Source organism: Maricaulis sp. W15 (assembly GCF_001924955.1).
Lineage (GTDB): Bacteria > Pseudomonadota > Alphaproteobacteria > Caulobacterales > Maricaulaceae > Maricaulis > Maricaulis maris.
Genome location: NZ_LQXG01000010.1, coordinates 1 through 13,555, shown reverse-complemented (window position 1 = coordinate 13,555; position 13,555 = coordinate 1). Strand labels below are relative to the sequence as shown.

Here is a 13,555-nt window from a genome sequence, read left to right as displayed (position 1 = left end):
TACGTGGTCGATACCGCAGCCTCCCCAACCGCCGCACCTGCAACCGGCGGATTTGATCTCCGCGCCTTCCTGAACCGCACGCTTCGCGGTGATGTGGCGTTGGCGGTCGGCATTCTCGCCATTCTGGTGATGCTGATGCTGCCCATGCCCAGCTTCCTGCTGGACATGTCGCTGGCGATCTCGATCTCGATGTCGGTCCTGGTGCTGATGACCGCGCTCTTCATCAAGAAGCCGCTGGAATTCTCCGCCTTCCCGGCCCTGCTGCTGATCACCACCCTGCTGCGCCTCGGCCTCAACATCGCCTCGACCCGCCTGATCCTGTCGAAGGGCCATGAGGGCACGGACGCGGCCGGCGAGGTGATCGAGGCCTTCGGCTCCTTCGTCATGCAGGGCAATGTCGTCATCGGCATTATCGTGTTTGCCATCCTGGTGATCGTGAACTTCGTCGTCATCACCAAGGGTTCCGGCCGGATCGCGGAAGTCGCGGCCCGCTTCACCCTGGATGCCATGCCCGGCAAGCAGATGGCGATCGACGCCGATCTCTCTGCCGGACTGATCACCGAGGATGAGGCCCGCAAGCGCCGCACCGAGCTGGAAGGTGAAAGCAATTTCTTCGGCGCCATGGATGGTGCCTCCAAATTCGTCCGCGGCGATGCCATGGCCGGCCTGATGATCACCGCCATCAACCTGGTCGGCGGCATCATCATCGGTGTGGTCCAGTCGGGCATGCCCTTCTCGGAAGCCGCCTCGGCCTATTCCTCGCTGACCATCGGCGATGGCCTGGTGTCGCAGATCCCGGCCCTGATCATCTCGGTCGGCGCCGGCCTGCTGGTCTCCAAGGCCGGTGTCAACGGACAGGCCGACAAGGCCCTGTTCGGCCAGCTGACCGCCAACCCGCAAGGCCTCGGCCTGGTCTCCGCAGTCGCCCTGATGGTCGGCCTGCTGCCCGGCATGCCGCTCATTCCCTTCGCCCTGATGTCGGCCGGTGCCGGTGCCCTGGCCTGGATGAACAGGGATCTCGCCGAGCGGACTGCGCAAGCCGAGATCGACGCCAAGGCGGAACAGGAAGCCGAGGACGTCGAAAGCAAATCCGCCGAAGAAGCGCCGATCGAGGACAGCCTCGCCATTGACGAGCTGAAGATCGAGCTGGGCTATGGCCTGCTGCCGCTGATCAATGATGTCGATGGCCGCAAGCTGACCGACCAGATTCGCGCCCTGCGCCGCTCGCTCGCCGAGGAAATGGGCTTCATCACCCCGGCGGTGCGCATTATCGACAACATGGCGCTGGGCAACAATGAGTACACGATCCGCATCAAGGAGCTGGAAGCCGGTCGCGGCGATCTCGAACTGCACAAGCTGCTGGTGATGGATCCCGCCGGCCTGTCGATCGACATGCCCGGCAAGCACGTCAAGGAACCGACGTTCGGCCTGCCGGCGACCTGGATTGATGAAGGCCTGCGCGAGGAAGCCTCCTTCCGTGGCTACACCATTGTCGAACCGGCTGCCGTCCTGGTCACCCACCTCACCGAGCTGCTGCGCGAGAACATGGCCGACCTCCTGTCTTACGCGGAAGTCGAGAAGCTGATCGGCAAGCTGTCGAAAGAGCACAAGGGCCTGGTCGACGACATCACGCCGAACCAGATCAGCCGCGCCGGCATCCAGCGTGTCCTGCAGTCCCTGATCAAGGAACGCATCTCGATCCGCGACCTGCCGACCATTCTGGAAGGTATCGCCGAGGCCAGCGCCACGACCCAGAATCTCGACGCCATTGTGGAACATGTCCGGACCCGTCTGGCGCGCCAGATCTGCCACGCCAACAAGGCGCATGACGGTGTGCTGCCGGTGCTCGCCATGGGTCCGCAATGGGAGCAGGCCTTCATGGAAGCCCTGGTCGGCGATGGTGATCGTCGCCAGCTCGCGCTGGCCCCGTCCAAGCTGCATGATTTCGTGGCGGCCATTCGAAACTCTTTTGAAACCGCATCAGCTCAGGGTCATGTCCCAGTGCTGCTAACGAGCCCGCTGATTCGTCCGTATGTGCGTTCTCTGGTTGAGCGTTTTCGCCCGCAGACCGTGGTGATGTCGCAGAATGAAATCCACCCGAGCGCGCGCCTTCAGACGATGGGCCATGTCGGCTAAGCGACCAATTTTGACCTGTGATATGATCCGAGCCCATGCATCTTAAAACCTTTGCCGCCCCGTCCCTGACCCAAGCCATGGCTGATGTCCGCCGTGAAATGGGTCCCGACGCTGTCATCATCGCCACGGGCGATGGCCCTGACGGCGGCGTGCAAGTGCGCGCGGCCAGTGAAATGTCGCGGGTCGTCGAGCCGGCCGAACAGGTCCGTGACCGGTCGATCCGTCTGGCCGGCGAAGCCGATATCGAGCGCGGCCTGCGTGAAGACAATGAGCTGGACCGGGTGATCCGGGCGCTCGGTTTTCACCGCGCACCGGGTTCGGCTGCCCAGGCCCTGATCCGCTCGGCCCATGACCTGTCCGACGGCCAAGCCGTCGCCCGTCTCGCCCACGCGATCGAGAGCCGCTACACCTTCCAGCCCCTGCCCGCCGTGCCCGAACACGCCATCCTGTTTGCCGGCACGCCTGGCGTCGGCAAAACCTCGGCCCTGGCCAAGACCGCCGCCCGCGCCATCACGGCCGGTGCCGTGCCGACCCTGATCTCTTGCGACGGCGAACGCGCCGGCGCCACCGACCGGCTGCAGGAACTCGCCCGCCGCATGGGCGCCGGTTTCCGGGTCGTCGATGATCCGCGGGAAATGATCGATGCCGTCGAGGAAATTGACGGCCCGGTCCTGATCGACAGCCCGGCGGTCAATCCGTTCGAGCTGGACGATCTCGACATGACGCTGGCCTTCGCTGACAGCGCCAATGCCGAAATCCTCTATGTCTTTGATGCTGGCCTGACACCGGAAGATGCCGAGGACGCCGCCTCGCTGTTTGCCTCGATCGGCGCCAGCCGCTGCATCCCGGTCAAGCTCGACTGTGCCCGCCGTCTCGGTGCCATCCTTGGCGTTGGTGAAACCGGCCTGGCCTTTGCGCAAATCTCCTCGACCCCCTTCATTGGCGGCGGACTGGCCCCGGCGACTCCGCTGCGCATGGCCCGGGTCCTGGTCGAGGACCGCACCACACCGTTCGAGGACGACGACTGATGAAAATCGCCTCTGCACCGCAGGACCGTTCCGCCGGTCGCATTCTCGCCATCGCCTCCGGCAAGGGCGGCGTCGGCAAGACCATGCTGTCGATCGGCATGGCCCGCGCCTTCTCGCAAATGGGCGAGCGCTGCCTGTTGATGGATGGCGATCTGGGCATGGCCAATATCGACGTCCAGCTGGGCCTGCAGCCCAATTCCGACATTTCCAGCGTCATCAATGGCCGCGTTGCCATTGCAGACGCCGTCTGCCCGGCCATGGGCAGCGCGGCACAGAAGGGCGGGTTCGACGTCATCTCCGGCCGCTCCGGCTCCGGCGCCCTGGCCAATCTGGCCGGTCCCGGCCTGACCAAGTTGGCCACCGGCGTCGCGGCGCTGGCCCTGTCCTATGATCGCGCCATTCTCGACCTTGCGGCCGGTGCCGACCGCGCCACCATCCGCCTCGCTTTGACCGCCGATGATGTGGTGATCGTGCTCAATGACGAGCCGACCTCGCTGACCGACGCCTATGCCTTTGTGAAAACGCTGCGCCTGCATGATGACGGCGCCTCGCCGCTGGTGGTGATCAACAATGCGCCCAGCAACAATGCCGCCAACGAGGCCTTCAGCGCCTTCCGCAAGACCTGCGAGGCGTTTTTGAGCTTCACGCCGACCCTGGCCGGCATTGTCCGCCGCGACCCGACCGTCCCGGCTGCCATTCGGGCCCAGACCGCTGTTTCCCTGCGCGCGCCGCAATGCGAGGCGGCCAAGGATATCCAGGCCTTGGCGGGCTCGCTCGCGCGTGGCAAACAGGCAGCCTGATCGACCGGGGGGATCGAGCATGTATGACAGTTTCGCGGAACGCTTGGCCGTCGGCTTCACACCGTTCGATTGGTGGCTGATCATTGTGCTGTCACTGGTCGCGGCGCTGATCATGCGCAAATGGCCACAATGGCCGGCCGCCGCCTCGATCGCCTTCATGCTCGATGCCTGCGCCCCCTTCTTCTACCGCTGGTCCACCGGCATCCCGCCCGATTTCGCCTTCGACTTTGCCTTCTCGCGCCTCGATGAGCGCGGCGGGGTCGTCGTGCTGATGCGGCTGGCGATCTACATGATCACGATCGGTGCGATTTACTGGGCCAAGCGCCGCTACGGGCGCTGACCGGGCACCGCAGGGCCGCGCGTCCGCATTATTCATATCCCGAATGAACGATATTCGCTCCATCAATTGGCGAAATCTGTGGTGATGCCCCACCTGATTGCGCGGCCAGCCGTCCGGCGGTCGCAAAGAGGGATCGCCATGACGAAATACACCGACACGCGCTAAGCGCCTGCGCGCCCAGGCGCGCCCACACCCGACATTCTGACATCTGACGCGCGCGCCTTGGCGCCGCGACTGCCGCCGGACGCGATACGCGCCGGTGAGCGTAATCCGTATTGCCTGAAAGGACCCGAAATGGGCGCAATCAGAAACCGCACGGACATGTTCGCAACGGCCCTGGCCGAGCGCATGATCCGTTGGCGCTGGGCGGTGATCCTCGTGACACTGCTCGCCACATTCGGCTTTGCCACCGGCATGCCGAACCTCGCCTTCGACACCAATTACCGGGCCTTCTTCTCGGACGAGAACCCGGAACTTGCCGCCTTCGAGACCTTCCAGGCGACCTACACCAAGAACGACAATGTGCTGATCGTGGTGCGTCCCGCAGACGGCAATGTGTTTTCCGCCGACACGCTGGCCGTGGTCGAGGAGATCACCGAGGCCGGCTGGCAGGTTCCCTATGCCATCCGCGTCGATTCCATCACCAATTTCCAGCACACCTGGGCACAGGGCGACGAGTTGATCGTCGAGGACCTGGTCCGCAATGCCCACGCGCTTGAACGCGGCGATCTTCTGGAGCGTCGCAGCATCGCGCTCAACGAGCCGCTCCTGCGCAACCAGCTGGTGACGCCGGACGGGTCGGTCACGGCCATCAACATCGTGCTGCAATACCCCGAACTCCATTCGATGGAAGTGCCGGAATCGGTGGCGGTCGTGCGCGCCCTGCGTGACCGTATCGAAGCGGAGTATCCCGATATCGACATCGTCCTGTCGGGCATCTCGATGATGAATAATGCTTTCATGGAAAGCGGCATGGGCGACATGGCGAAGCTCATTCCGCTCATGTATCTCGTCCTGCTGGTCATCATGATGATCGCCATCCGCTCCTGGAGCGGCACGCTGGCCACCCTGTTCCTGATCCTGTTCTCGACCATCGTCGCGATGGGTTCGGCCGGCTTCCTTGCGATCGGGCTGACCCCGGTCTCGGCCTCGGCCCCGACCATTGTCCTGACCCTGGCGATCGCCGACTCGATCCACGTCCTGATGTCGATGCGGCAACGCATGCGCGACGGGCTGGCCAAGCGTGAGGCCATCATCGATGCGGTGCGGATCAATTTCCTCGCCGTCTCGATCACCTCGCTGACCACGGTCATCGGCTTCATGGCGCTGAACCTGTCGGACTCGCCGCCGTTTGGACATCTGGGCACCATGACCGCCATCGGCATCGTCGCCGCTTGGCTGCTCTCGATCACCTTCCTGCCGGCCATCGTCTCGCTGCTGCCGATGAAGGCCTCGCCGCGCAAATCAGATGGCAAGGACGCCACCGCCCGCATGGGCCAGCTGGCCAACTGGGTGACCCGTTACAGCCGCCCGGTCCTGTTCGGCTCGGTCGCGGGCAGCGCGGCGCTGATCGCGCTCATCCCGACCATCGATTTCAACGACCAGTGGGTGAATTATTTCGACACCTCGCTGGAAGTACGGCGCGACAATGACCAGGCGCTGGAGGATTTTGGTCTCTACCCGATCGAGTTTTCAGTGCCGGCGCAAAGCTCGGGCGGGATCGCCGAGCCGGAATACCTGCAGAATCTCGACGCCTTTGCGGCCTGGGCCCGCTCCCAGGACAATGTGACCCATGTCTATTCGGTCACCGACATCATGCGGCGCCTCAATCGCAACCTGCATGGCGATGATCCGGACTATTACACCCTGCCGGATGATCGCGGCCTGGCGGCGCAATACCTGCTGCTCTACGAGCTCTCTTTGCCCTATGGCCTCGATCTCAATGACCGCATCAATATCGACAAGTCGGCCTCGCGCCTGACCGTCACACTGGACAATGTCACGACCGAGGAGACGAAAGCCTTCCTCGATGCGGCCGAAGCCTGGCTGGCGGACAACACGCCGGACTACATGCACACATCCGCGACCGGTGCCCAGGTGATGTTCGCCTATGTCGCCGAGCGCAATGTGAACTCGATGATCTCGGGCAATATCATCGCCGTGCTGGCCATCGGCCTGGTCATGGTGCTGGCCCTGCGCTCGCTGCGTCTCGGCGCCTTGAGCCTGATCCCGAACACACTGCCCATCCTGACCACGTTCGGGGTCTGGGCCTTGCTGGTCGGCACCGTCGGTTTCTCGGTCGCGGCGGTGGGTGCGGTTTCACTCGGCATTGTCGTCGACGACACGGTCCACTTCCTGACCAAATACCGTCGGGCCCGCGTCGAGCGCGGCGCCGATACTGCCGGCGCCATCCGCTACGCCTTCGAGACCGTCGGCATGGCGATCGTGATCAACACCATCATCCTGGCGGCCGGTTTTGCCGTCCTCGCCCTCTCAACCTTCAAGCTGAATGCCGACATGGGTCTTCTGACCGCCCTGGCGATCGTCTTCGCCCTGGTGCTCGATTTCCTGCTCCTGCCGGCCCTCCTCGTCGAGCTCAACAAGCTCACCTCCCGCAATACCCAATCCGGAGAAAACCGTGATGAAGACCAAAGCTACCAACCCGCTCAGTAAATCCCTGCTGGCCATGGCGAGCCTGCTCGCCCTGGCCGGCCCGGCACCGGCCTTCGCCCAGGAGGCCGAGCTGCCGGCCTGGGTCGACACAGACAGCGAACGCCGCGGCTATGAGATCGCCATCCGCTCGGACAATTCCGACAATGGCTTCGGCGACAGCCGGGTCGAGGCGACCATGACGCTGCGCAATGCCGCCGGCCAGGAAACCTCGCGCCAGCTGAGCTTCCAGACCCTGGAACGGGCTGACAATACGGTTGGCGACAAGTCTGTGGTGGTGTTCCACACCCCGGCTGATGTCGAGGGCACCGCCCTTTTGTCGCACGCCCACATCCTGGAGCCGGACGATCAATGGCTCTACCTGCCGGCCCTGGCCCGGGTGCGCCGCATCTCCTCGGCCAACAAGTCCGGCCCCTTCGTGGGCTCGGAGTTTGCCTTCGAGGACTTCACCGCGGTCGAGCTCAACAAGTATGAGCACAACTACCTGACCACCGAAGCGATCACGGTGGCCGGTGAGACCCTGCCGACCGACGTCGTCGAGCGTTTTCCGCGCTACGAGAACTCCGGCTATTCACGCCAGGTCTCCTATATCGATCAGACCATCCACCAGGTCCGCCGCATCGAATTCTTCGACCGCCGCGGCGATCACCTCAAGACGCTCGATCTGGGCGACTACCGTGAATATGGCGACGGGATCTGGCGCGCCCACCGCCTGGTCATGACCAATCACCAGACCGGCAAGTCGACCGATCTTGTCTATGGCGATTTCGAATTCGGGGTCGGATTGACCGACAACGACTTCGTGCGTGGCGTTCTGGAACGCCAGTACTAGCCCCCCAGCCGACCGGCCGCGGCCCTGCCCGACTGCGGCCGGCTCAGCGACCGCCGCGACTGTACCTCTCCCTGTCGGTGCAGTCGCGGCGGCTTGTTTTTGATGAGGCCAATCATGAGGTCCCTGATGCGTACCCTGAAATCCCTGATCATGCCGCTTCTCGTCCTGGCCGCCGTGATCTTCGGCGCCTCCACTGCCCTGTCCCAGGGCTGGGACGTGGGAGGCTCGATCGGCGCCGAAGCGCGCATTTTTCCCGACGACCCGGCCTTCGCCGGCCAGGAGGACGGTGTCCAGACTTCGATCATCCTGGAGGGTGATTTTCGCTGGCGCAGCGCCGACCGCCGCCACCAGATCGTTCTGGTGCCTTGGGCGCGGCTTGACGCCGTCGATGACGCGCGCAGCCATGCCGATTTGCGCGAAGGCTTTTACCGCTTTGTCGGCGACGAGCTGACCGTCGAGGCCGGCCTGATCAAGGTGTTCTGGGGCACGACCGAGTCGCGGCATCTGGTCGACATCATCAACCAGACCGACGGAGTCGAGGACAGTGATGGCGAGGACAAGCTGGGCCAGCCGGCCATCCGCCTGACCCGGCAGACCGGATGGGGTCGGCTGGAAGCCTATCTCCTGCCCGGCTTTCGCGAACGCACCTTCCCCGGCATTGAGGGGCGACTGCGCGGCCCGCTCATCGTCGACACGGATGCCCCGCTCTACGAACATGCCGACGAGGAGCGCCATGTCGATATCGCTGCCCGCTGGAGCCATTATCTCGGCGATTGGGATCTCGGACTGGCGGCCTTTCACGGCACCAGCCGCGAACCGGGGTTCGTTCCATCCGCCGACGGGCAGAGCTTGCGGCCGGTCTACAATATCATTTCCCAGCTCTCGGCCGATGTGCAGCTGACCCGTGGCGCCTGGCTGTGGAAGGGTGAAGCCATTGTCCGCGAAGGCCAGGGCGACAGCTTTGCCGCATTCACCGGCGGGCTGGAATACACCGTCTATGGCGTCACCGCGTCCGGTGCCGATTTCGGCGTGCTGGTCGAATACCATTCCGATGGCCGCGACAGCGATCCATCGGTCGCGCCGCCGACTTCCTTCGACAATGATGTCTTCCTGGGAGGCCGCTTTGCTTTCAATGACATGAATGACACCTCCCTGCTCGGCGGCGCGGTCATCGACGTGGAAAATGGATCAAGCGCAGTCCTGATTGAAGCGGAACGGCGCCTCGGTACCCATATCTTCGTGGAAATCGAGGGGCGTTTCACCGTCAATGTCGACCCCGCCGACGCTCTGGCTGTCGTGCAGGACGATGATGCCATCACCCTTCGCATCACCCGGCATTTCTGAGCCGGACCGGTTGGAGAGTGCAGGAAGGATGAGCCTGATGAGCCTCAAACATATTGACTTGAACCTGTTGATCACCTTCGACGCGCTCTGGCACGAACGCAATGTGACCCGGGCCGCGCGGCGTTTGAACGTGTCGCAACCGACCGTGTCCAACGCCCTTTCGCGCCTGCGCCTGGTCTTTGGCGACCAGCTCTTTTTGCGCGCACCCCGCGGGATCGAACCGACCGAACGCTGCAGCGAGATCATCAAGGATGTGCGCGAGGCCCTGCGCCATATCGAACAGGCGCTGGACAGTGGCCCGGCGTTTGACGCCAAGCAGTGTCGGCGGCAATTCCAGATCGGATGCGCCGATTATTTTGACCTCTTCGTACTGCCGGACCTGCTCGCCTATATGGCCGTGCACGCGCCGATGATCGATCTGCGTATTCGCTCGGTTGATATTGAAGAGGGCATGGACCTGCTGGATGCCGGCGAGCTGGACTTCATGATGCACATGGAGTTTCCCGCCGCGAAGCGCTTCGGCGTTCGCCCGGTCCTGCGGGAACGACACGTCTTCGCGACCCGGGCCGGTCATCCTCTGGTCAAGGGGCCACCCGATATCGCGACCTTTGCCAGCCTCTCCCACGTCAATTTCTCGCAGCGCGGCGACTCCGAGTCGCTGGTCGACGAGGTCTTGGCCAAGCTGGGTCATCGCCGCCGCGTCGCGATCACGACCCAGCACATGACCACCGTCGCGCATCTGGTGAAGACCACCGATCTCGTGGCCTCGGTCCCGTCGCGCATGGCGGCCAAGATGCTCGAGGAAGGCGGGTTCGCCGTCTATCCCATCCCCTTCAAGATCGAGAAAGTGCCGGTCGCGGTCTATTGGAATCGCCGCTTCGAACTGGACGGCGCGATGCGCTGGATGCGCGATGCGATCATCGAGTTCTGCGAAGTCCTGGAACCGGTCACCCTGCCTTTTGACACGCCCGCGCCAACAAAAATGGCGACGGCCAGCTAGCCGTCGCCATTTCTTTTTCCTGATCGGCGCCGGGCGCTATTCGATGATGGTGATCTGGCTATCCAGATAGGTCGCCGCATCTTCAAATGCTGTCTCCGCATCGCTGATACCGAAGAGGACCCGCTGACCGGCTTCCAGCACCGGGCCGTAGAGCAGCGTACCCTCGGCATCATCCTCGATGTGAAAACGGCGCGTGCCATCGGTTTCCAGCGCGTCGAAGCGGGCGCGAACCAGGGCCCAGTATTCCTGCGTGGCGTCCCAGTAGTCGAGCGCTGCCTGGCCGTTGGACAGATCAGTATTGCGATAGGTGTTGACGCCGACTTCACGGACCAGCTCGTGCACAACGCCGTCTTCCAGCGAGAGCTTGGAATTGTCCTGCTCGTGGATCCAGCCCCAAGACGTGACCGTGTGACGGTTGACGGCAGCAATCACGTCATAATCGTCGCGCGTGGTGTCATCGCGGCGCGGCAGCGGACGCCAGGAAACGGGCGGTTCCCAGGTGGAAATGCCATCCGCATCATGCGTCCACGGCGCGACGGCGGCATAGCGCGGGCTGTCATCAACCTGGTAAACGGTCTGCGACCAGGCGCCGGCGCGATCGGCTGCGGCGACATCCTCGACGGTCCAGTCATCAAAACCCTGGAAAGCCAGCACGGTCGCCGGCTCATAGCGCCAGTCCTGGCGCCAATGCTTGACGATGAACGGGTTGTCGCCCTCACCGGCGATCAGCAAGTGCTGCAGCATGATGAAATCGCCCGTGTCCTCGACCACGACGACGACTTCGCGGGCCGGGGTGAGCTTCGGTTCTGCCAGCTCGTAACCCTCGGCAATCGGTACCATCTCACGGAAATCGAAGGTGACGGCATATTCGCCCTGCATGGCGAGGATCGCCTGGCGATCCCGTTCGAATGCTTCCGGCGAATGCGCGGCGACCGGCAGCGTCGAAGACGATACTGGCGCGGTGTCGGTGGTCGTCGTGGCACAGGCAGACAGCGTCAGTGCGGCGGCAGCGAGATAAGCGAGTTTCATTAGCCCCTCGGTGAAATCTGGAATGACCCGGATGGAATTGGCAGTTGTTGATACAAATTCTCACTTGCATTCGCAGAAATCAAGCGGCAGAACACAGCTCATGCAAATCATTCGCAATCAGGACTTATCATGAAACGCGTATTTCTGGCCTCGACCGCCCTGTTCGCCCTAGCCGCTCCCGCCTTCGCCCAAGCCGACGAGGCCGAAACGGCCGAGGACGTGATCATCGTCGAGACCACCTACACCAAGCTGGACCGCTTCGTGTATCCGGGCGCGACCGCGACCGTTGATGCTGAAGCCCTCGACCTCAGCCGCCCCTCCGACCTTGATGACCTGTTGCGCCAGCTACCCGGTGTCGACGTTTCCGGCGGCCCGCGCCGCACCGGCCAGACGGTGTCGCTACGCGGCCAGGGCCGTGAAAACACGACCCTGCTGCTCGACGGCGCCCGGCAGAATTTCGGTTCGGCCCATGATGGTGTCTTCTTTGTCGACCCGGCCATGCTGGTTGGCGTTGAAGCCGTGCGCGGGCCGGCATCGGCCCTGTTCGGCTCCGGCGCTTCCGGCGGGGTGATCGCCTTCCGCACTGCCAGCGCGCACGACCTGCTCGGCAATGGCGAGAACTGGGGCTATGGCCTCGGCGCCGGCTATCGCTCGGTGGACGAGGAAACCCGCGGCTCGGTCAGCCTTTACGGCCGCACCGGTGCCTTCGACGCCCTCGCCTCGATCTCCTCGCGCAGCTCCGGCGATATTGCGCTGGGTTCCGGCAATGACCTGCCTGCCGATGACGACAGCATCTCCGGCCTGTTCAAATTTGGCGCCGACCTGGCCGACGGTATCCGGGCCGAGTTGAGCTGGCAGACCTTCGACGGCAGCGCCACCGAGCCTAACAATGCCCAGGGCGCGGGCGCCGTCGGTTCGCTCAACGCCCTGGTCGACAAGGACATCACCTCGGACGCGATCACGCTGAACGCCACAATCGCCCCGTCCACGATCAGCTGGCTCGATCTCGACGTCACCGTCTATCGCAACGAGACCGGCGTCGATGAGACCGAGACCGTGTCCGGCCGCGAGCTTCGTCGCGATCTGGAAACCTCCGGCATCCGCCTCGACCAGCGCTTTGACTTCACCCTCGGTGCCTATGATGCCGGCCTGACCGTGGGCGGTGAGTATTACGAAGACAGCCAGGACGGTTATGACAGCGCCGAAACTGGCGGTGTGCGCGGCGGCGCGCCGGATGCCGACAGCCAGTTCAGCGCCGGCTGGGTCCAGCTGGAACTCGACGGGCCGGCGCCCTTCGGCCTGCCGGGCCGCGTGATCCTGCTGCCGGGTGTGCGCCAGGACTCGTTTGAAACCTCAACCCCGACCACCACGACCGTTTCCAGCGATGCGACCTCCAGCCGCTTTGCCGCCACCTATGCGCCGATCGACAGTTTCAATGTCTTCGTCAGCTGGGGCGAAGCCTTCCGGGCACCGTCGATCAACGAGCTTTATCTCGACGGGACCCACTTCTCCCTGCCGCACATCATCCTCGGCCCGCCGACCTTCATCACCAATGAGTTCATTGCCAATCCGGACCTGCTGCCGGAAGAGACCGAAACGCTGGAAATCGGCTTGCGGGTGGATCTGTCGGACCGGGTCAATGTCGACCGCCTCGACGTGAGCGCCTCCTGGTACCAGACCGATGCGGAAAACCTGATCGACCTCTTTGTCGATTTCGCTTTTGATCCGACCTGTTTCGCCCCGCCCTTCTTCGGTCCGTGCTCGGCCGGCACGACGCAGAGCCGCAATGTCGGCGCTGCGGAGCTGGAAGGTTATGAAATCCAGCTTGGCCTCGCCGAAGGCCCGTTCTCGCTCGACGCCTCGCTCACGGGTATTGACGGCAAGGACGTCGCGACCGGCGACCCGCTCGGCTCGCTCGCTCCGACCCGGCTCTTCCTCGATGGCCGCTGGCGTTTCGAAGACACCCGCCTGACCCTGGGTGGCCGGATCGAGGCCGCCGGCGAGTATGACGAGCCGCTGGCCGTCAGCGAGCATCGCCCAGGCTATGTCGTCGCCGACGCCTATGCCCGCTGGCAACCGATCGCCGACAGCGGCCTGCGCATCAATGCCGGTGTCGAAAACCTGTTCGACCACGATTATGACCGCGTCTTCGCCGGCGTCAGCGAACCGGGCCGCTCGCTCCGCCTCGATGTGAGCTGGTCGCAGAACTTCTGATCGGCCCGTCTCCTTGTCATCCCTGATGGACGCCCGGCGAAGGCCGGGCGAAAGTCAGGGACCTAGCTGGTCACCGGCACATAGGTCCCTGTGTTTTGCGATGATGTAGGATGGTTGCGCGAAGGAGGCCGTTAGGTCCCTGGCTGCCTTGGCAAGCCGTGA

The 13,555-nt window shown here is 63.9% G+C and carries 10 protein-coding genes; 9 read left to right on the top strand and 1 reads right to left on the bottom strand.

Going from position 1 to position 13,555, the window contains the following annotated elements:
• The first annotated feature begins 3 nt into the window (after positions 1-3).
• The 8 genes from flhA (at position 4) to AWH62_RS05365 (ending at position 10,150) form a co-directional block, all read left to right on the top strand.
• On the top strand, positions 4-2,136 hold the full coding sequence (flhA, locus tag AWH62_RS05400) for a flagellar biosynthesis protein FlhA (RefSeq protein ID WP_075189471.1): 2,133 nt from the start codon (positions 4-6) through the stop codon (positions 2,134-2,136).
• A gap of 35 nt (positions 2,137-2,171) precedes the next feature.
• Complete coding sequence (locus AWH62_RS05395) at positions 2,172-3,164, top strand: hypothetical protein (RefSeq protein ID WP_075189470.1); 993 nt, start codon at positions 2,172-2,174, stop codon at positions 3,162-3,164.
• A complete protein-coding gene (locus tag AWH62_RS05390) occupies positions 3,164-3,964 on the top strand; it encodes an AAA family ATPase (protein WP_075189469.1) in 801 nt (266 codons plus the stop codon). The genes AWH62_RS05395 and AWH62_RS05390 overlap by 1 nt, the downstream gene beginning before the upstream one ends.
• Positions 3,965-3,983: 19 nt before the next feature.
• Positions 3,984-4,304, top strand: a complete 321-nt coding sequence (locus AWH62_RS05385; protein WP_075189468.1) for a hypothetical protein — start codon at positions 3,984-3,986, stop codon at positions 4,302-4,304.
• Between the two features lie 294 nt (positions 4,305-4,598).
• Complete coding sequence (locus AWH62_RS05380; protein ID WP_075189467.1) at positions 4,599-6,977, top strand: RND family transporter; 2,379 nt, start codon at positions 4,599-4,601, stop codon at positions 6,975-6,977.
• On the top strand, positions 6,946-7,806 hold the full coding sequence (locus tag AWH62_RS05375) for an outer membrane lipoprotein-sorting protein (protein WP_233128263.1): 861 nt from the start codon (positions 6,946-6,948) through the stop codon (positions 7,804-7,806). Before AWH62_RS05380 ends, AWH62_RS05375 begins: the two co-directional genes overlap by 32 nt.
• A gap of 126 nt (positions 7,807-7,932) precedes the next feature.
• Entirely contained in the window at positions 7,933-9,150 is a 1,218-nt protein-coding gene (locus tag AWH62_RS05370; protein ID WP_233128262.1) for a hypothetical protein, read from the top strand.
• Between the two features lie 37 nt (positions 9,151-9,187).
• The gene (locus AWH62_RS05365) at positions 9,188-10,150 is read left to right on the top strand and encodes a LysR family transcriptional regulator (protein WP_075189484.1); all 963 of its coding nucleotides are present in this window, start codon (positions 9,188-9,190) and stop codon (positions 10,148-10,150) included.
• Positions 10,151-10,186: 36 nt separating this feature from the next.
• Here the strand turns inward: AWH62_RS05365 and AWH62_RS05360 are convergent, their stop codons facing one another.
• Entirely contained in the window at positions 10,187-11,179 is a 993-nt protein-coding gene (locus AWH62_RS05360) for a DUF6607 family protein (RefSeq protein WP_075189464.1), read from the bottom strand.
• Between the two features lie 129 nt (positions 11,180-11,308).
• Here AWH62_RS05360 and AWH62_RS05355 point away from each other — a divergent pair, with 129 nt between their 5' ends.
• Entirely contained in the window at positions 11,309-13,393 is a 2,085-nt protein-coding gene (locus AWH62_RS05355) for a TonB-dependent receptor domain-containing protein (protein WP_075189463.1), read from the top strand.
• The last annotated feature ends 162 nt before the right edge of the window (positions 13,394-13,555 follow it).